17 protein-coding genes are annotated in these 21,368 nt (G+C 45.3%); all 17 read right to left on the bottom strand.

All coding sequences use genetic code 11. The features are described from left to right. Window positions 1–9 precede the first annotated feature (9 nt). Window positions 10–3,606 carry a DUF748 domain-containing protein gene (locus B3M51_RS06145; protein ID WP_292757594.1) on the bottom strand — a complete coding sequence of 1,199 codons (3,597 nt, stop codon included), beginning with the start codon at window positions 3,604–3,606 and terminating at the stop codon, window positions 10–12. Window positions 3,607–3,728: 122 nt separating this feature from the next. Then, entirely contained in the window at window positions 3,729–6,095 is a 2,367-nt protein-coding gene (locus B3M51_RS06140; protein WP_292757592.1) for an EAL domain-containing protein, read from the bottom strand. 22 nt (window positions 6,096–6,117) lie between these two features. Beyond that, entirely contained in the window at window positions 6,118–7,197 is a 1,080-nt protein-coding gene (locus B3M51_RS06135) for a tetratricopeptide repeat protein (RefSeq protein WP_292757591.1), read from the bottom strand. A gap of 302 nt (window positions 7,198–7,499) precedes the next feature. Beyond that, entirely contained in the window at window positions 7,500–8,369 is an 870-nt protein-coding gene (locus B3M51_RS06130) for an MOSC domain-containing protein (protein ID WP_292757589.1), read from the bottom strand. A 105-nt stretch (window positions 8,370–8,474) separates the two neighbouring features. Beyond that, entirely contained in the window at window positions 8,475–9,431 is a 957-nt protein-coding gene (locus B3M51_RS06125; RefSeq protein ID WP_292757587.1) for a response regulator transcription factor, read from the bottom strand. Then, window positions 9,424–12,810, bottom strand: a complete 3,387-nt coding sequence (locus B3M51_RS06120) for a hybrid sensor histidine kinase/response regulator (protein WP_292757626.1) — start codon at window positions 12,808–12,810, stop codon at window positions 9,424–9,426. The genes B3M51_RS06125 and B3M51_RS06120 overlap by 8 nt, the downstream gene beginning before the upstream one ends. Window positions 12,811–13,009: 199 nt before the next feature. Further along, a complete protein-coding gene (locus B3M51_RS06115) occupies window positions 13,010–13,579 on the bottom strand; it encodes a HupE/UreJ family protein (protein WP_292483279.1) in 570 nt (189 codons plus the stop codon). A 24-nt stretch (window positions 13,580–13,603) separates the two neighbouring features. After that, window positions 13,604–14,212, bottom strand: coding sequence for an urease accessory protein UreG (ureG, locus tag B3M51_RS06110; protein ID WP_292483277.1), 609 nt, complete (start codon window positions 14,210–14,212; stop codon window positions 13,604–13,606). A gap of 16 nt (window positions 14,213–14,228) precedes the next feature. Continuing rightward, entirely contained in the window at window positions 14,229–14,909 is a 681-nt protein-coding gene (locus B3M51_RS06105) for an urease accessory protein UreF (RefSeq protein ID WP_292757585.1), read from the bottom strand. 1 nt (window position 14,910) lies between these two features. Further along, entirely contained in the window at window positions 14,911–15,414 is a 504-nt protein-coding gene (gene ureE / locus B3M51_RS06100) for an urease accessory protein UreE (RefSeq protein WP_292757583.1), read from the bottom strand. A gap of 23 nt (window positions 15,415–15,437) precedes the next feature. Then, window positions 15,438–17,156 (bottom strand): urease subunit alpha, encoded by a 1,719-nt coding sequence (gene ureC, locus B3M51_RS06095; RefSeq protein ID WP_292757581.1) that lies wholly within the window; start codon window positions 17,154–17,156, stop codon window positions 15,438–15,440. Next, window positions 17,153–17,461, bottom strand: coding sequence for an urease subunit beta (locus B3M51_RS06090; protein ID WP_292757579.1), 309 nt, complete (start codon window positions 17,459–17,461; stop codon window positions 17,153–17,155). Before B3M51_RS06090 ends, ureC begins: the two co-directional genes overlap by 4 nt. Before the next feature lie 11 nt (window positions 17,462–17,472). Then, window positions 17,473–17,775, bottom strand: coding sequence for an urease subunit gamma (gene ureA, locus B3M51_RS06085; protein WP_292354397.1), 303 nt, complete (start codon window positions 17,773–17,775; stop codon window positions 17,473–17,475). Window positions 17,776–17,802: 27 nt separating this feature from the next. Then, window positions 17,803–18,681, bottom strand: a complete 879-nt coding sequence (locus tag B3M51_RS06080; protein ID WP_292757577.1) for an urease accessory protein UreD — start codon at window positions 18,679–18,681, stop codon at window positions 17,803–17,805. 60 nt (window positions 18,682–18,741) lie between these two features. Then, on the bottom strand, window positions 18,742–19,431 hold the full coding sequence (gene urtE / locus B3M51_RS06075) for an urea ABC transporter ATP-binding subunit UrtE (protein WP_292757575.1): 690 nt from the start codon (window positions 19,429–19,431) through the stop codon (window positions 18,742–18,744). 21 nt (window positions 19,432–19,452) lie between these two features. Further along, entirely contained in the window at window positions 19,453–20,199 is a 747-nt protein-coding gene (urtD, locus tag B3M51_RS06070; protein ID WP_292757573.1) for an urea ABC transporter ATP-binding protein UrtD, read from the bottom strand. Then, window positions 20,199–21,365, bottom strand: a complete 1,167-nt coding sequence (gene urtC, locus B3M51_RS06065) for an urea ABC transporter permease subunit UrtC (protein ID WP_292757571.1) — start codon at window positions 21,363–21,365, stop codon at window positions 20,199–20,201. The genes urtD and urtC overlap by 1 nt, the downstream gene beginning before the upstream one ends. Window positions 21,366–21,368: the final 3 nt, after the last annotated feature.

Genomic DNA, 21,368 nt, shown 5'->3' with positions numbered 1-21,368 from the left:
AAAAATTATTCAGAGTGTTCCCAGTTCAAATTTCAGCTTTAACCATCCATCTTCCAATCTGGTGGACTCAGTTTCACTGCGTTTTAATTGTTCGCTGTTCACATCAGCGTGTTGTTGAATGTACTCGATAACGGATTGCTGACGTTTTTCAGCTAATTGTTGCAGCTGGGTAGCTGATATCGACTCTGCTTCAATTAATCGCTGTTTCAAATCAGCGTTGTAAGCCAGCACATCCAGTTCAGTTGTATCCTGAGTTTCAGGTTTTACAGTGAATTCTTGTTGCAGTGTCCTCAAAATTGGACTTAATTCCGCCTCAAGATAAAGTTTTTCCAAAACTGTTTGTCGACGTTCTGCCAATTGTGTTTCCGGATCGGTTTGATCGAGACGCGATTCAATACGCTGCTCGACGGCTGATTTTTTGAGCTGTTGACGATCGGCATCAATTGCAAAGGTTGGGGGAATGTTTATCGCCAATTGCGGACGCTCGGCCAATGCTCCTGCAAGCTTCTGTAATTTTTCCTGTTCAGGAGGAGCCAGGCCACTGTCGCCGGGGCGAAAACGTACGTTGTCTATGGGTTCCTCATTGTCACTGCCGAATAACCCTCCCAAAAATTTGAAAGGTGCCGTAACAATATTGGTGACTGCCTGATTAATAGCTTGCCCAATAACCGCACTCATATCGAAATTGGGATCACTGACACTGCCGCTTACTGGAATGGTCAGATCAATCCCCCCTTCCTTATTTTTAAGTAAAGACACCGCCAAATCTAACGGTAAATCCAGGGCATCTGGCGCCTCAACCCGTTCCCCAAGCTCGATATCACGCAACACAATATTATTTGTTGCAGATAGTTCACCCTCATCAACCTTATACGTCAGCTCTACGTCACCACGTCCTTCGTCGATACGTCTACCTGCAAATTTGATTGTATAGGGGCTCATTGCAGGCAAATCAATATTACTGAAAGACAGTTTTACCGTCGCAAAATCGCGAAGGGCTAATGGTTTTATTTCACCATCAATTTCCACCAAACCAAATTCATCAACCTTTCCTTCCAATGTCATTTCTACAGGTTGCTCCGAAAGCGTAGAAAAACCACTTATTTCGCCATTGAGTGCCTGCATATTTGTATCAAAAACTATCGGTAAACTGGCATCGGTAAAACGTGAGCTGGCGTCATTAATAATGGCTTTGCCAATTGACACCTCATATCCATTGAAGAGGCTGTCTTGATCTTTACTCTCTGTCTCAGCTTTGTCGTTTGGTTGCTCCTTGAGTAATCCTCTTACATTGGTTTCGCCATCTTCGTTGATAAATATGCGGGCATATAGTGCATCAACAATCACTTCCGAGATGGCTAGTCGTTGTTTCGCTAATGAAAAATCAATTGTATTAAGGTCCAGCTGGTCGAAGCTGAACAGTTTTTCATTGTTTTTCTGATTATCGAGCTGTACACCTTCAACCGTTAGATTAGCCTGGATGCTAAACGGCTTTTGTTGATTAGAAGTAATCTGGGCGGTGGAGCTGACTTCACCTTTGACAATACCAACATGTGCATACATGCTGAGATAAGGTTGCACCGGCTTCAAGGCTAATTTATCTATAGTAGCCTCTGCCTGAACGTCCAGTTCTGGAAACAATTGAATGTCACCCTCAATCCCAATATCACCTCCTGTTTGCAAACTGATATCAGTAGTAAAAGGAATCTGATTACCCTCTGCCATAGTGAAATTCTGCATGCTGCCAGACAGCATCATTGTTTGAGTAAAGGGCGTTTTCAGTTGTTCATCCATTAACGTCAGCTTGGTATTATTGATGGCCAGATTGGCGATATCGAGCTGAAGTGGTGATGCTTCCGTATCCGGTTCATCCGTGGCAGGCTCAGGCATATTTTCCAATACTTGTAACCAGTCGATTTCACCCTGCTCGTTTAGGGTTGCAGCCAGATTGAAATCATCCAGTGAAACCGATTTTATAGTGAGCTGATTGTCTGGATAAACATAACGCCCATTACTAATGGTCAGCTTACCGCCTTGCAATAACGCTTCACTCTCACCAGGCTGGTGAATATCTAACTCGGCTATTTCAATATCTACCTCACTGAGATCTATTTTTGTAGCATCACCGGCCAAATTGATATCGTAAGACGTTTGCAGTTCAACTCGGCCACTATTCAGTTCAACAGGCAGCTGCCCCTTAAAATAACGATATGGCGTCTGCAAACTGAAATTGTCCAGCGTTACCTGGCCTGCTACCTGTAACGGCGACATGGTTAAATTTCCGCCTGCCGACAATTTCGCGTCGTTTTCCAGTCCAATCTCTAAATCTATATTGGCGGTTTGACTGGCCTCTGTGGAAAAATCTTGTAGTTGAATATTGACCGGACGCAATACCGTTTCAAAAGGCTCCTGCGGATTTTCATCACGATACTGAATCTCACCTTCGGTAAAACTTAACGCATCAATTTTCAAGGTAAAGGGTGACGTGTTTTGTTTAGCGGTTTGTTCATCAGTAGCATCCGTCACTGCCTCAGAACCTTGTCCAGGCAGGCCAGCTATTAACTGCATCCAGTTGATATCACCCTGCTGGTTTCGGCTGACTGCCAGTTTGAAATCAGTCAATGAAACGTTATCCAATATGAGCTGATTTTCCGGAAAGGCATAACTGGCGTTTTTTATCTCCAGTTTCCCGTCTTGCAATAACGCTTCGGTCATTTCGGGCTGATGAATACTAAAACCGGTCAAGCCTATATCAATCGCACTGAGATCAATATCTGCCACTTCATCGGCAAAATCGATATCGTAGGACAATTGTAAATCCAGCCGCCCCTGGTTCAATTCAAATGGCAACTGTGCCTTAAAATAACGATACGGCGACTGTAAACTGAAATTATCCAGAGTTACCTGACCCGATAACTGTAACGGAGCCATGCTTAGCTTTCCGTCTGCGGACAATTTTGCGTCATTTTCCAGTCCGATCGCCAAATCTAAACTGGCGTTTTGGCTGGCCTCGGTGGAAAAGTCTTGCAGATGAATATTAACCGGACGCAATACCGTTTCAAAAGGCTCTTTGGGTACTTCATCCCGATAATGAATCTCACCTTCGGTATAGTTAACCGCAGCTATTTCCAAGGTGAATAAAGACTCGTCTTTTTCGCTGGATTGATTGGCTTCGTCTTCAGACGCATCCTCTTTAGCTGAAGCAGCCCAGTTGTCCGCCAGTCTTGTCAGCGTATTATCCGTTGTTGAATAACGTCGGAAATGTAGTGTCGTATCAGCCAGGCTGATTTCTTCCAGTCGTAAGGTCAGTCTCACCAAGTGCAAAGGTTGCAGATTGAGGTAGAGCTTTTCTGAGGCTGCCAGCGGCTCATCCTGCTCGGTGGTTAATTGCAGATTGTCGACTGTCGCTTCAAATGTATAGGGATTAAACTGGATTCGTTCAACACTGACCTGGACGCCAAGCCGCTGCTGCAGGGTCTTCACCAATTGCTTTTCTGCCACCCAGGGCAGTATAAAGAAACCGATTAGGGTATATAACACCAAAATACCGACGACCCAGATCAGTAGACTTCGATATTTCAGAAAGGTGTTTTTGGCAGATTGCATGGCTAATAGCTGATCTCAGAGGTAGAGATAAGTTAGTGTACCGAAATAATACGCTTGGGCGTAACCAATGGGCTGAAATTGTTTGTTTTTCAGGCTGCCACTAAAGATACCTTCATTTAAGGTCAGCTCTGTGTTTCAACCAGTTCTGCCTTAGGCATACTGAAATAGGCCCCTTGGGAAAAGTCGATGCCCAGCGCCTGAACTTGTTTCTGTACAGCTTCGCAGTGAACAAACTCCGCAACGGTTTTGATGCCAAGACTTCGGGCAAATTGCACTACGCCACGGGTCACAATAATGGCTGACTGATCATCATTGAGGTTTCTTATCAGGCTGCCATCGATTTTGATGAGATCTACATTAAGACGTAGCAAATGTTCAAAATTAGAGTAACCGGTGCCGAAATCATCGATGGCAATTTTACAGCCAAAGCCTTTGGCTTTATCGATAAACAAACGAACTTCGTTGTAATTATCGATGCCATCGCATTCGAGGATTTCAAAAATTAACCGTTCTCCAACCTGATAGGTTTTGAGCTTTTCAAAAATAAACTGCGTAAGCTCTCTGTCGAGTAGATCATGATAGGAAAGATTAATTGAGAATTCGTAATCCAGATCGGCAAATTTCTGGAACGATTTTTCTACCATTACCCTGGTCAACAAGCTATCAAGACGTAATTTACTGGCAATGGCTAAAAACAAACCGGGACTGATCACTTTGCCATCCGGCTCAATCATACGGATTAGGCATTCATATTTAGTGATTCGACCGCTCTGATTATCGAATATCGGCTGAAACCACGGCACAATGCGGTCTTGTTGCAAGGCTTGTTTAAGCTGTCTGGCCCAGAACAGGTTTTGTTCGTAGACACGCTTAACATCCTGCTCGTTATTGTAAATGGAATAATTTCGCGATTTTTCACGGGCAATACGTAATGCAGCGGTTGCATGACTAATCAGTATATCGGGAGAGCTTTCACTGTCGGTGTCGGTATTGTGCTGTTCGGCGGCACCAATGGTAGCCGTCAGGCTAATATCCTGATCCTGCCATTTCAGTTGTTGTTCCTGCAGGAAATCACTTAATTGTCTTAAAAAGCCGATTAAAAACTCTTTTGTCCAGGCAAATCCCAACAGAACAAACTCGTCACCTGATAACCGATACAGTCTGGCGCTATCAGCATGATTGTACCCCTGACAGAATTCAGCAATATTTCCGGCAAGGCTTTGTAAAACTGCATCACCACAATCATTACCAAAAATACTGTTCAGCTCACGGAACCGATCAATATTTATCAATATCAGGGTACTGTCATGATGCTGTTCCAGATCCATTAATAATCTTGCCCTATTGGGTAAGCCGGTCAGTTGGTCGGTATAGGAAGCCTGTAATTCCTGCATCAGCAAAGCAATGCGATAGACCAGATAAGCTGATAGCAACAGTATGACAATACTGGTTGCAATGAGGATACGTTGATTAATCATCCGCATCGGAGCGATCACGGCATCAATTTCATTTTTAGGCATACCAACGGCAAATAACATTTGAGCAGGCGTGGCCGCCGCGTAAAGTACATATTCTTTGTCTTCAACGCTGAACTGATGCATTTGCAACAAAGCTTTTTGCTGACGCGATTCAAGCTGCGAAATGTCATGTTTAGTTGATAAACCGATAAAGTCCTGGCGCATTACTGAATCAATAATTTGTTGGGCATAACGTTCATTATTAAGTCGGCTCAAACTGGAAAGTTTGCGTTTATTTTTATCTATCAATACTGCAAAGGTGTTTGGGGTAATGCTCACCTGACTGACCAGATCAATAACCTGTTTCGCTTCCCAGTCTGTTGAAGCATAACCAACCACTTGCTGTTGGCTGTTCAATATGGGTTTTATTAGCGTCAGTACGGCACTGTCAGTGATTTCATTGTAATAAACCGGCGTCCAGTAGATTTTGCGGCCTTGCATACCATTATTTTCAGCATCTTTTAGACCTGCCAGTTCGAACCAGCGTTGTTGCTTAAGGCCGGTTAAATCAGAACTCGACTCTGTGAGTGTTTGTATGGTGTTGGTTTTGTCGCGAAATGTATAACGGGAAATCAACTGATCTTTCTGACTGACATACTCGGAGTCAAACCAGATGCCCACGGCTGAAGTACCGTTAAAGTCATTCAGCTTGGTTTTTAAAAGCGTATTCAGCTCAGTATCAAAGTCCTGTTTAGTGCTTTGCGAGCCATATAAATCAACAAACAGATTTCCGATACGGGCTAAATCCGTGGTGTAACGTTCCAATGCACTTTGTGTTTGTGCAATTTTATTCAGATTGTTGAAAAAGGTTTCTTCAATCTGCTTCTGCCGCACTCCACCAATGGCATCTTCAGAATAATTCAAATTTAGGGACGACAATATCCACATACCGGCAATAAACAGAATTACCAGCATAAATAACATCCACAAGATGAGTTTTTTGGAGGAGTCGACCAGTAATGAGCGCAGCATCAATCAGCCTTACCAGAAACCATTATTCCTGTCCTTCCAACGTACGATGTATTTGTTGGCGGGCGCTATTGAGCGTATCAGGATTAATTCCATTTCGAAGTTTTTGAGCCAGTTCTGCCGCTTCAGCAGAACCCTGCTGCTGTGCGATCTCAAACCAGGCAACGGCTTTGGCTTTATCCTCGATGCTATTATTTCCTTGGAATATCTGTCCCATCATTAAAGCAGATTCGGCATATCCTGCTCTAACAGCCTCTATCAGCCAATTCTGGCCTTTAATAAAACTTGAAGGATTTTTATTCTGTTGAACCATTAAGGCCCCCAACGAGTGTTTTGCAGGAGTATTGTTATTTAGTGCAGCACGCTGATACCAAAAAAGTGCCTTATCAATGTTCTGCTCCACTCCAATACCGGTCTCATAACTCCAGGCAGTCATATACTGTGCATCGGCGTAATCATCTTCTGCGGCTTTCTCAAACCAGTGAAAAGCCATTTGAGCATCCTGCTTTACGCCCAGCCCGGAAGCATATAGCTCACCGATCAGATAGCGTGCACGCGGGGATTCTGGTTCAACTTTTTTCGCCCATGTTAATGATTGTGAATAATTCGCCAGCGCTTTATGAATAATGGCCATATTTAATTGAGAACGCACATCGCCTCTATTAGCTGGTAACAGACAAGCTGTTTTTGCTTCTCTAAAATTGCTGATAGTTGTTAACAAGTAGCAATCGTTCAGTTGCTGTTTATTTACATTTGAGACAATGGCTTCATCCAGCACAGTTTTCTCAGGGAGTGACGGGCTTTCCGTATCAGAATCAGCTATTTTTCCGGATGGCTTGACGTTTGCCAGCCTCAACGCAAATGCTTCTACCTGTTTAGGACAGGAATAATTGTAACCAGCCTGGTAGCGATTCAGTGATTCCTGGGTAAGGGGTCGAGTGGCATATTTATCGGCGATTTCCTGACAGCGAATTTTTCTTGCAGCGCTAATCTGACGCAAGGGTTCAGCACGATCTTCATCGTCATTATGCTGATTAATATAATCGGTCAGAGGATCGATATAAGGCTGGGCTAACAATGCTTCTACCTCATCATCATAGTTCACATTGTTTGCAGGGGAGCTGAGAGCCTCAAGTTGGTCGCTTGTTTTTTCTAGCCAGCCTCGTGACTGCGCAAAGATATCCTTGGGTTGGTACCCGGCGCATCCAGAAAGCATGCTTATTAACAACAGGGAAATTGCTAGTCGTTGCAATGTGGGCCTTCAACTTCAAATTAATAATTGCTGAATAAGATTAATCTAAATTGCGTTAAGTTTCTTAGTTTTCAGATTAATACGTGACTCATTTGAACAGAAATGCGCCTATAAATTCAAAAGTATGTAAATTCACACAATCTCTATCAAGACGATCATGTCTGCAAAAAAACCTCATCCCCTAACCGAATCACTGCACTTTGTTTGATGGCTCCATAAATACCCAGATTTTGATCGGCTTGTTTGACAATGGTTCGTAATATGCTGCTGTCGGATTCTAGCGATTGCTGTGTTCGGGTCACCGCCCCACAACGAGGTGTGCTGCTACTACATTCAATGGTGGCACGACCAATTTGCAGTTTATTATCAACCCAGGCCTGCTCAACCAGCCCTTCCATGCCAGGCAGCGTTTCGATAACCAGATTGGGACGAAAACGTTGCACATCCCAATCGGCTTCCGGATTGAGTTGTTGCATATGAGCTAGCGTCGCGGTGGTGAGCAGGTGAAAAGGTGTCACCAGAAAAAAAGTCCCTGGGAGAGAAACAAAATCCTTTGCTGCTGATGGCAAATCATCCAGGATCTCAGGCAATGGTTCATCGGCTTCACGATCAAAGGTGTCTTTTAACTCTTGCAACCAGGTATGGTCATCTTTTTTATGACGTCGATAAAAATCCAGTTCGGCTAAGGGCCTTAGCGACTCCAACGTTGACTCATGACCGGTTAATTCAGATAACAGACTATGGATCTGGGAATCGTCACTGCCTATAACACGACCATCCGGAAAATGGATGTCGACCTGATCATGGGCTCCGGTCATCTGGGTACTGCGACAACGGGCAACACAACGTAATAACTGGGGCCTGAATTTACAGCTTTGAATTTCCTGACGCTCCACATCCCGCAACGCCCAGATACGATCCCCTTGTAAGCCCATATCGCCCAAATGACAATAATTCAGGTTTTCGCCTGCCATGCCTTTGACTGGATAACGCCAGATTTGTTGTACGGTTCCAACTTTGATCATGAATACTCCTGAATTATCAATCAGATTGATAAATGCCCGTTCAGTGTTTTTTCATGTTCACGCCGTTGTAATACACGAAATTAAAGATGAGTTTGGATAGATAAATTACTCGTGAGCGCCAAAACTGTTGCTACCGCTTAAAGAGCGCAGTTTATTAACCGCTAGCGAAGCTGCTGCCGTACGGGTTTCCACTCCCAGTTTAGTAAACACATGTTCCATATGTTTATTAACGGTACGCGGGCTGGTACCGAGAATTTCACCGATACTTTTGTCGGTTTTGCCAAGGATTACCCAGTGCAACACTTCCGACTCCCGGTTGGTGAGATTAAATACCGCACGCAAGGCTTCAATCTGTGCGGTTTCAGACTCTTCTCGTAACAGGATCAGCCATTGCTCTTCACTTTGCAGATCAGCAGGATTAAAAATTAGTCGCCCGGTTGGTTTATGTACGATGTATGGACGTAACCGTCTTTCTCCACCCTGATGTAATTGCATCACCCAATCCTGCAATGCTCCAGGGGTATCCTGAATCAACAGATCGTCATCATGACTCATATATTTTTCAATCAACTGACGCGCCAAAGGGGTTTGCCAGACAATCTTGCCGGTGCTCGGTAACACCGCAATGGCAGCCTGGCCGAATGCATCCAGTGCGCCCTGGGTCTGATTGATCAAACGTGAATTTTTCAGATGCGTATTGATACGGGCAATGACTTCGACCGGGCTCAACGGTTTGGTGACATAATCGATACCACCAGCGGAAAATCCGGCAACAACATGCTCGGATTCGGTCAGGCCAGTCATAAAAATCACTGGAATATGTCGGGTATTTAAATCCTGCTTTAGCAGCCGGCAGACTTCAAATCCATCCATTCCGGGCATTAACGCATCCAGAAGAACAATATCCGGAGTAGCTTCCAGACTGATTTTTAATGCGGATTCGCCATTATCGGCCACCAGAACGGTATAACCGGATTCCACCAAAGCATCATGTAAGAGCGCCAGCGTATCGGGTGTGTCATCAACCACCAGCACCACAGCATTAAGCGGGCTTTCAGACATTAGCTAATTTCTCTTCTATAAAGGTTTTCATGGTGCCTAATTGAAATTTTTCAGACATTTGACGTATTTCACTAACAAACTGTTCACAGGACAGACCTTGTTCATCAATCTCGGTAATCAATTTACGGACACCGACCAGATAGCCCATGTTGATCATCTCCAGCAAGTTATTCAACACCTCTACCGGGGGCAGTGAATATTCCACCACGGAGGATTCAGAAATCAGTTCTTCCTTATTTTCTATCCATTGCAGATTAAGTCTTTCACCAATCCAGTTGATCAGTTCAAAGAGATTAACCGGTTTCAGGATAAAGTCTTTATCGGTAATACCCGATGAATTTTCCAGGTTTTTATCGAATGCATTAGCTGAAATAATGCCAATTTTGACATCAGACTTATGCACATTACGGATCAGATGACAGGTTTCCCAGCCGTCCATTTCCGGCATCGCCAAATCCATAAAAATGATTTCCGGCTGAAAATCCGGATAAATGCGTAAACATTCTGCTCCCGAAGCAGCTTCTTTGACTTCGAAACCCAGTGGCTCAAGAATATTTAACAGTAGTTCACGATCCACCGGTTCGTTATCCACCACCAGTAATTTACGCCGCGGTCCCCGGTAACCCACTGGCATTCGGGTGGAGATAAGCGGTAAATCTTCTTCGACCCGCACTGAAGGTAAAAACAGTCTGACAAAAAAAGTGGTGCCTTTGCCAACCTTACTTTCAACGTGCAAAACACCACCCATCAACTCGGTGAGCAACTTGCTGATCGTCAGTCCTAATCCGGTACCACCAATTCCCTGTGCCGCACTGCCCCGAATAAATGGCTCAAAAATATGATCGAGCTCGGATTGCTTGATGCCAGGGCCGGTATCTTCCACCTCTATCGAGAGAAATTCACGGGCATGATTAAACCGCAGGTAAATAGCACCTTCACTAGTGTATTTCACTGCGTTACCAATAATATTGATCAATATCTGGCTTAACCGTTTGTGATCGGCACGCACAATTCGAGGTAAATCCGAGCTGATTTCATATTCAAATTTCAGCCCTTTGTTAATCGCCTGTAATTCAAACATGCTGATAATTTGCTGGATATACTCAGGAAAACGCAGCGATTTGATGTCAAATTGCAGCTTTCCACCTTCTATACGGGCAATGTCCAAAGTGCCTTCAATCAACGACAGTAGATGTTCACCACTACGCAGAATCACTTTGATGGCATTTTTGTTTTCTGTCGTCACATCGGCATTGTTATCCATCAGTTGGGCATAGCCCAGTATGCTGTTTAATGGAGTACGCAACTCATGACTGATACCGGTGATATAGCGACTTTTAGCCTGGTTTGCCTGTTCTGCAACCACACGGGCCTGCTGTAATTCAGCATCGGTTTGTTCATGCAAAATGATTTCACGTTGCAGCAAACTGGTTTGATGGTTGGACTCCTGCTGGGCCACATTACGACTTTGTGATGTCAGAATAAGCCACCAGACAATAATCCCGCTGACCAATACCAATGCTGCAAAGGCTTTCAGGAAGCCAATCTGGATCTCCGGCAAAATCTGCCACGCATTCTCGGTCAGGGTCAGCGAGATATGCAGATAAATCAGCCCAAAAATCGACGCAAGCAACAGCACCGTCATACCCATCAGCAGAATGTAATGCCCAACCCCATTCTGGATATAACCCCATAATGCTTTCGGCAGCAGTTTTGTCATGGTCGCCTGCCACTGCGAATCCAGTTTGGCATGAGGCTTACAGGCATCATTACAGCGGGCATCCAGACAACAGCACAAAGAACAAATCGCACCTTGATAGGCTGGACAATAGGCTATGTCGTCAATTTCGTACTCACGCTCACATATGCTGCAGGTTTCTTTGGTTTTAGCGGGATGAAACTTATATGGCTGACGCGCCAGATAATATTTTCCTTTGGTCCACCTGGCAAATAACGGCGAACAGATTAACGCCGTAAACATGGCAATAAACGATGAAAATGACTGCGCTTCCAAGCCAAATACGCCGACAAACGCCAGCACTGATAACAATGAAGCAATCGCCATTGCTCCCACTCCTACCGGGTTGATGTCATACAGATAGGCCCGGCGGAATTCGACGCCTTTAGGACTTAAGCCAAGGGGTTTATTAATCACCAGATCGGCCACCACCGCGGTGATCCAGGAAATGGCGATATTCGAGTACAGCCCCAGAATCTGTTCCAGTGCCTGAAACACATCCAGCAGCATCAACATGGTCGCAATCAAGACATTGAACAATAACCACACTACCCTGCCAGGATGGCTATGAGTCAGACGAGCAAAGAAATTGGACCAGGCCAGTGAACCTGCGTAGGCATTGGTGATATTGATCTTAATTTGGGACAGCACCACAAAAAAGACCGTGACCGCCAGCAACACATCCGCGTTGGAAAAAACATAGCTAAATGCCACATGGTACATATAGGTGGGGTTAACGGCTTCTTCAACCGACTTGGCCCCGTTCAACACCAGGTAAGCCAATAAAACCCCGGCAAACATTTTGATCATGCCGATAAAAATCCAGCCCGGACCGGCGAATATAACTCCTAAATGCCAGCGAAAACGGTTTTTTTGGGTTTTTTCCGGCATAAATCGCAGAAAGTCGACCTGTTCCCCCACCTGAGGGATCAATGCCATACCAATGGCGATGGCAGTACCAAACATATAAATATTAAACGTACTGTCATAACCAGAGCTGCCGGCAAAATTCATTAAGCCACGAATTGCATCGGGCTCTTTGGCAAAAATAAAAATGAATGGCAGCACCATAAGGAATAGCCATATCGGCTGGGTAATCATCTGGATCCGGCTGATTAACGTCACACCATGGGTCACTAATGGAATAACCACCACAGCAGAAATCAGATACCAGACATAGATGGGCAAGTCGAAATACATGCTCAGGGCATACGCCATGATCACGGCTTCCAGCGCAAACAGAATAAAGGTGAAGGTAGCGTAGACAAAAGAGGAAATGGTAGAACCGATGTAGCCAAATCCCGCACCGCGGGTCAGCAAATCCATATCCAGGCCATACTTGGCGGCATAATAACTGATGGGCAAACTGGTCAGAAAGATAATCAGACTAATGGTCAGAATGGCCCAAAAGGCATTCACAAAACCAAAGTTAACGGCCAAAGCACCGCCGATAACCTCCAGAACCAGAAATGAAATGGCACCAAGTGCAGTATTGGAGACACGGAAAATCGACCATTTTCTGAACGAATGTGGTGTAAAACGCAACGCATAGTCTTCCAGCGTTTCGTTGGCGACCCAGGTATTGTAATCACGACGGATTTTAACAATACGTTGCGGTGCATTATTTTCTGATGACTCCATCAAAGCATTACTTCCCGATAAATTTAGCCCATGGCTTGATGGATCTGCGCACTCAATAGAATTGAGTTATATACACATAGCTTACCCAGTCACATCATAACGTATGACTGACGAGTTTTTATCTACGTAATATTGCGTATTGAGGTTTTTAAAGCTAGAAATGACGGGGGATGAGCGATCCCCCGTCTCTAGACATCATTTACATGATCAATAAATAGGCGCCACTAAGCGTTAAAAGCGCAGCAAAACCGCGTTGAAGTATTATGCCTAATTGATTTTTAAAGCTCGCGAGATAAACCCCTGCGCTGAGTAATATCATTGTGGCCAATAGCATGCCCGCAACCGCCGCCATACCATTACCGGCAGCCACCAGCTCCTGACCATGAACAAAGCCATGCAATAACGCAAATACTGTGGTTAATGTCAGTTGCCAGAATCGATTAATTGAGGTGTTGAGTAAAATCACCAGACCCATTGCCAAAACACTGACGGCAATCGCTACTTCAACAAATGCCAATCCGGAAATCATTGCACCCAGTGCCACACCGCCCAACATAAATATCACAAACTGCATCGGCACCTGCCAGCGTGCAGAAGACAAAGACTTTCCGGCCCAGTAACCTACCGCCAGCATCACCAGCAAATGATCAATACCGGTAAACGGATGGGTGAACCCACTGGCAAAATTAGCCATATCATGGCCCGGATGGGCAAAAACAATGGCCGGAAAAGCGAATATACCCAGTAACGTTAACATCATTTTTTTCATTTCTTTTCCCTCTTGATTAAACGATTAATTCAACATCAGTCCCTGTTTTTCAATAAACGCCACAATCTCATCCAGACCGTCTTCCTGTTTCAGGTTGCTGAAAACAAAGGGCCGTTCGCCACGCATGCGTTTTGAATCACGATCCATCACGTCCAGCGAAGCACCCACCAAAGGCGCTAAATCGGTTTTATTGATCACCAGCAGATCCGACTTGGTAATGCCCGGGCCGCCTTTACGGGGTATCTTTTCACCGGCAGACACATCAATCACATAGATAGTCAGATCCGACAATTCCGGACTGAACGTCGCAGCCAGGTTATCGCCACCGCTTTCGACAAACACGATGTCCAACGGATCGAAACGTTTACTGAGTTGGGCCACAGCTTCCAGATTCATCGATGCATCTTCACGGATGGCTGTATGCGGACAACCACCAGTCTCAACACCAATAATACGGTCTGCAGACAAAGCTTCATTGCGGGTTAAGAACTCGGCATCTTCCTTGGTATAAATATCATTGGTCACCACAGCAATATTGTATTTATCACGTAATCTTTTACATAAGGCCAACGTTAAGGCGGTTTTACCGGAACCAACCGGACCACCTATGCCAACTCGTAAAGGTTCTTTCATTTTGTTTTTCTCTTCTTCATGAACGAAATAAACGGGAATACTGGGTTTCATGTCGACAGCCAGCAATGCTCAGCGCCGGACAGAAATTCTGAATATCGTCATCAGGCAATTGTATGGCTTGATCAACTAAAGCAGGCAAAGTCATCGCTAACTCTGACAGAATACGTTGCCCGGCCACCTGTCCCAAAGGCACGGTTTTCATCACCGCACTGACCTGATTTTCCAGAAAAGACCAGGCATAGGCATGCAACATATCATCAAGCGCAATTTCCCAGCACAGGGCGCTGACTGAATAAATGGTTGGAAAAGCCGGTTGTTGCAGGCTGCCGCTTAATAAGACGATTTGAGGTGGCCAGGTAGCTAAATCACGTTGTAAACGGAGTAATGAATAGGCCATCTGCCGGGTTTCTGCCAGTGCTTCACTGCTATCGCGTCCTGCCTGATAATACTCATCCCAATAGTGTATTAGTGGACCATCCATTTGTTGCCAGGCTTTATATAACCTTAGCAATACCGGTAATTCAAAGTTGGCATAATAAATCGACAGCACATCGCCAATCCACTGCTTCGATGATTCAATATCAATCACCTCACCGGAGTCAATTGCCCATTCGAGTCCCTGTGAATAACTGTATGCACCTACCGGCAGCATCGGACTGGCAAGCTGTAACAGACGGGAAAGCGAGGTAGAGCTCATCTTAGTGACTATGTCCGTGTGCATGAACGTGATCATGTGAATGTTCATCGTCATGATGATGGTGATGCCCGCCACCAGCAGCATAGGCTCCGGATTCCGGTTCAAATGGTGCCTGTAATTCTTCAACCTGCACACCTAACCCCAGCAACATATCTTTGAGAACTGAGTCAGTTTCCAGCTTTAGCCAGCCATCCCCTATTTCCAGCGGAACATGACGATTCCCCAAATGGTAAGCCGCTCGAGTTAAAGCCTTTGAAGTGGTAGCAGTTACTTTCATCATGGCCTGATCGGCAGCAATCACTTCAATGATTTCACCACTATCTGCCTGCAGAAAATCGCCACCACGTAAAATTGTGCCGCGCTGCATATATAACGCGGCTTCTACGCCTGACTGCAAGGTCACGCGAATCCGGCTTTTCTGCCTTAAATCAAAACTCAGACTGACCACATCAGCAATCTCCGTATCGCTGTGAATATGATCCAGTTTGGTCGAAATCGATAACATTGTTGACCCTTGTCTATAAATTGCTAAAACAGGAAATAACGCTGGGCCATTGGCAGTTCGGTGGCAGGTTCACAAATCAGAAACTCGCCATCGGCCATGACTTGATAGGTTTCAGGATCCACGTCAATTTTTGGCGTGGCATTATTCAGCACCATATCTTTTTTACTGATATTTCGGCAGTTTTTCACTGCTACCAGCGGTTTCTGCAAATCCAGTGCTGCAACCGCAGGATTGGCCAAAGCCGCTTCGGAAACAAAGGTTAATGAGGTTTTTAAGGCTTTACCAAAACTGCCAAACATCGGCCGATAATGCACCGGTTGTGGTGTGGGGATAGACGCATTAGGATCGCCCATTGCCGCTGCGGCAATCATGCCGCCTTTTAATATCAGCGACGGTTTCACCCCGAAAAATGCCGGACGCCATAACACCAAATCAGCAAATTTACCGGCTTCAATGGAACCGACTTTATGGGAAAAGCCATGGGTAATCGCCGGATTAATGGTGTACTTGGCAATGTAACGTTTTACCCGGAAGTTATCTGCATCACCTTCGCCACGCCCGGCATCTTCTTTCAAAGGTCCTCGCTGTACTTTCATTTTATGCGCGGTCTGCCAGGTGCGAATGACCACCTCACCTACCCGCCCCATCGCCTGGGAATCTGAAGACATAATGGCAAACGCTCCGGTATCGTGAAGAATATCCTCAGCGGCAATGGTTTCGCGGCGGATACGTGATTCGGCAAACGCCACATCTTCGGCAATCGATGGATCCAGATGATGACACACCATCAACATATCCAGATGTTCATCTATAGTGTTGATACTAAATGGTCGCGTGGGATTGGTGGACGAAGGAATAACATTTTCGGCTGAGATAGCTTTGATAATATCCGGCGCATGACCACCACCAGCACCTTCGGTGTGAAAAGTATGAATGGTGCGGCCTTTAAAGGCAGCCAGCGTGGTTTCTACAAAACCTGATTCATTGAGCGTATCGGTATGGATCGCCACCTGAACATCCATCTCTTCGGCCACGGATAAACAATTATCGATAGCAGCAGGTGTAGTACCCCAGTCTTCGTGCAATTTCAGGCCGATAACGCCAGCTTCAATCTGTTCTCTGGCAGGTTCTGGTTGGGAGACATTTCCTTTGCCAAAAAACCCCATATTCATCGGAAAGGCTTCAGCGGCTTCCAGCATCCGGTGAATATGCCAAGGTCCTGGCGTACAGGTGGTTGCATTGGTTCCGGTTGCCGGTCCGGTGCCACCGCCCAGCATGGTGGTTATCCCCGACATCAGGGCTTCTTCAATTTGTTGAGGACAGATCCAGTGAATATGACTGTCGATACCACCCGCGGTAAGAATCATGCCTTCGCCGGCAATGACCTCGGTGCCGGCACCTAAAGGAATCGTTACGTCAGGTTGAATATCTGGATTTCCGGCTTTGCCAATGGCCCATATATGTCCATCTTTGAGCCCCACATCGGCTTTGATAATGCCGGTAACGGCATCCACTATCAGGGCATTGGTAATCACTGTATCAGCGACTTCAGAAGATACTTTCTGTGACTGCCCCATCCCATCGCGGATGACCTTTCCACCACCGAACTTGACCTCTTCACCGTAGGTGGTGAGGTCCTGTTCGACTTCAATCCATAATTCTGTATCGGCCAGTCGGATTTTGTCGCCAACAGTGGGGCCAAACATTTCGGCATAAGCCTGCCGATCAATTTTCAGACTCATGATAAAGCTCCCAGCACACGACCAGCAAAGCCATAAACCTGTCGCAAACCGGACAACGCAACCAATTCGACGGTACGTGTTTGACCAGGCTCAAACCGGACAGCGGTACCCGGAGCAATATTTAAGCGAAATCCATATGCCTTATCGCGATCAAACTGCAAAGCATCGTTGACTTCAAAAAAATGATAATGCGATCCAATCTGTACCGGCCGGTCGCCGCTGTTGGAGACATCAAGAGTGATTTGTTCGCGATCTACATTCATCTGTAAATCGCCTGGTTTTACTCGCATTTCTCCGGGAATCATAGTCAGTATCCTCAGATAATTGGGTTATGCACGGTGACCAGTTTGGTGCCGTCAGGAAAGGTGGCTTCGACCTGAATTTCCGGCAGCATTTCAGCAATACCCTCCATCACATCATCCAATGTCAGTAATGTCGCACCATAGTCCATCAATTCAGCAACCGTTCGGCCATCTCTTGCCCCTTCCATAATCGCCGCCGAGATATAGGCAACCGCTTCCGGGTAATTCAGCTTCAGACCTCGGTCTTTACGTCGCTCGGCCACCAGTGCCGCGGTAAAAATAAGTAATTTATCTTTTTCTCTAGGAGTCAGTTCCATTGCTTTTTCAACCTTGTTTATCTTTATCTAGGTAGCCCAAATGCGAGGCCGGACAGCTGATCGCTTGCCATACCACGGACGCAGGCAGTGCCATAATTTTTCAAAATATATTTTGGCTTCCTGGGCACAGGGACCAATATAACGTGCCGTGAATATATCCGGCAGTGCTGAAACGCCATAATCGGCTGAAGAATCAATATTAATGTCCTGACAGCTTTGCAGGATCTCTGCAGGCGCAGTGCCAGCGGCCACCACGAAACTGCCAAATACCACTTGGTTATGTAATCCGGCCATTGAACGCAGCACTCTGCTATCTGGATCCAGTAATGCAGACTCATTCCAGATTAATCTGTCTTCACGTTTAATCAGTAACTTTTGGCGAAAACGCCCACTAGTCCAGCGCTCACCACTTGCCTGCCTGCCCAGACAAACCACTTCCCAACCCGCAAATACGGCTGTTTCACTAAGATTAACCTGAGTATTAAGCGCCACATCAGCGCCGTTAAATACGATATTTTCCTGCGGCAGCCATTCTAATTGACCATTATCATCAATCGTCATTTCAATTTGTTGACTGGCCTGACGACCAGCTGACTTATACCATTTGGTGGCGCCTGGAGTGGTTAGCACTGCGGATGATTCGGTTTGCATTTGCACCGTTAATTGCAGATTATCGCCACCTGCCACGCCACCGGGAGGGTGAATAATCACGCCATGGGCAGGATTATCACCTTCAGGGTAAAGAATTTTCTGAATCACCAACGGCCCATAATGCTGTCGACGGGCAAGGATGGTTTTATTAATGCGGCTATCGAAGATCAGTTTGAGACTGGCATCCCAGCCAGTCATCAACTGATTAATTACGGGTTTATCATTTTGTTGTGTTAATTCTGAGTAAACATTCATGCCAACACACTCCTTCATGTTGGACATAGAGCATCATATTTAAGCGCCAATAACAAACGCTTATACCGTCAAATATTTCTTTATCGTGTCGGCATCAACGTCAGCCCGCATATCCTCGTGGATAAATTTGCCTTTTTCAATCACGATAATACGGTCAGCAACTTCCATTGTGAAACTCAATACCTGCTCAGAAACGATAATGGTGATTTCACGCATTTTACGAATTTCATTCAACACCTTGGCAATGTCTTTGATGATGGAAGGTTGAATGCCTTCCGTCGGTTCATCCAGCAGTAATACTTTGGGATTGGTCACCAAAGCCCGGGCAATCGCCAACTGTTGTTGCTGCCCACCTGAAAGGTTACCCCCCTTGCGATGCCGCATATCATGTAACACAGGAAACAAGGCAAATATCTCATCCGGAATTTGTTTCATTTTCGACACCTGCAGACCTGTTTCGATATTTTCCTGCACCGTTAAGGTTGGAAAAATCATTCTTCCCTGCGGTACATAAGCAATTCCATTGGCAACACGGTTGTGACTTTCCATACTGCCGACTTCAGTCCCTTCAATACTGACTTTATCTGATTGACTGGGCAGGATCCCCATCAGGGATTTGAATAACGTGGTTTTACCCATTCCGTTACGTCCCATAATGGCCAGCGTTTCATTTTTACCGACTTTAAAGCTGATGTCATGAATAACCTGGCTCTGGCTGTAACTTACTTGCAAATTTTCTACTTCAAACATGGTTAATCTCCCAGCTTAAAATCAATGCCCAAGATAGACTTCAATGACTTTTTCATCCGCCTGAACATTGTCCATCGTCCCCTCAGCAAGAATTTTGCCTTGGTGCAGAACGGTGACTTTACGGGCGATTTTCTTCACAAACTCCATATCATGCTCAATCACTATCACCGATCGATTCTGGCAAATCCGATTGAGCAATTCGGCGGTTTCATCGCGCTCTTTGGCGCTCATTCCGGCCACTGGCTCATCCAGCATTAATAATTCCGGGTCCTGCATCAGTAACATGCCAATCTCCAGCCATTGTTTCTGACCATGACTGAGAATCGCCGCTTCAGTATCAAGAAAGTTTTCCAACTGAATTTCTTTGGCCACTTCATTAACGCGTTTAATCACTTCATCAGTGGTCTTGAAAAACAGACTGCCAAATACACCACGTCCTTCCGGATATGAAACTTCAAGATTCTGGTACACCGTCAGGTTTTCGTAGATAGATGGCGTTTGGAATTTACGACCAATACCTGCCCGAACGATTTCATGTTCGGCCATCTTGGTCATTTGTTTGTTTTTAAAACTAATCGAACCGGAACTGGATTTGGTTTTGCCGCAGATCAGATCCAGTAAGGTGGTTTTACCTGCTCCGTTAGGACCAATAACCACTCGCAGTTCATTCTTATCGATATACATAGTTAACGAATCGACTGCTTTGAAGCCATCAAATGAAACGGTGAGATCTTCAATTGCCAGCAAAAAATCTGTTGTAGTTGTCATTATTTAGCTCCCTCGGTGGTGGCTTCAGATTCAATCTTAGTGGCAGATTTTTTTTCTGATTGCACTGGTTTATCAAATAATGGCTTTAAAAACTTCACTTTGGGTGCATATTTGTTGTAAATACCCGCCAATCCATTTGGGAAAAACATCACCACTGCGATAAACAACCCACCCATCAGGAATAACCATAATTCAGGGAAAGTTTCTGAAAACGCCGTTTTACCGTAATTCACCAACAAGGTGCCGTAGACCACACCAACCAATGACATACGGCCACCGACAGCAGCGAAAATAACCATTTCAATCGAAGGAACGATGCCGACAAAAGACGGTGACATAAAGCCCACTTGCAAGGTAAACATCGCACCGCCGATGGCAGCAATGACGGCTGATACACAAAATACGAATATTTTGAAATTGGAAACGTCATAGCCTGAAAAACGCACCCGATCTTCCTTGTCTTTCATCGCCAGAAGCAGTTGACCGAGTTTGCTGGTGAGAATGAATTTACTCACCATAATGACGCCCAATAGCAAAATAGCATTGATGAAATATAGGATATATTTGGAAGAATCATCCCGAATATCCCAGCCGTTTAAGGTTCTCAGATCGGTAATACCGTTAATACCGCCAGTAAATCCCTGCTGACCAACAATCAATACCGTCAGAATCACCGCAATGACCTGCGTGATTATCGCAAAGTAAACACCGCCTACCCGACGCTTAAACATCGAGTAACCAATGATAAAAGCAAATATCGACGGCACCAGAAGAATAGCTAATAAGGTAAAAGTGAAACTTTCAAAAGGCACCCAAAACCATGGTAACTCGGTCAGCTGATTCCAATCCATAAAGTCTGGAATACCTGGCGTAGTCTGAATACTGGTGCTTTCCGGATCAGAGGCTTCGAGTTTCAAGAACATGGCCATCGCATAGCCACCCAGGCCAAAAAATATCCCTTGTCCTAAACTTAAAATGCCGCCATATCCCCACAACAACACCAGACTGACCGCTGCAAAAGCGTAGGTCAGATATTTTCCGACCAGATTTAACCGGAACAAGTCTAATGCCAGAGGTAATACCACTAAAATCAGCAGTGCCAGAATACCAAGGGCAATCGCCCCACTCTTACCACCTAAAAATCGCTCATAGACAAAATTCATCATTTA

The organism is Methylophaga sp. UBA2689 (assembly GCA_002354555.1).
In the GTDB taxonomy this organism is placed as follows: Bacteria; Pseudomonadota; Gammaproteobacteria; order Nitrosococcales; family Methylophagaceae; genus Methylophaga.
Note: the sequence above shows the minus strand (reverse complement) of the source record. Positions and strands in the feature narration are given on the sequence as shown.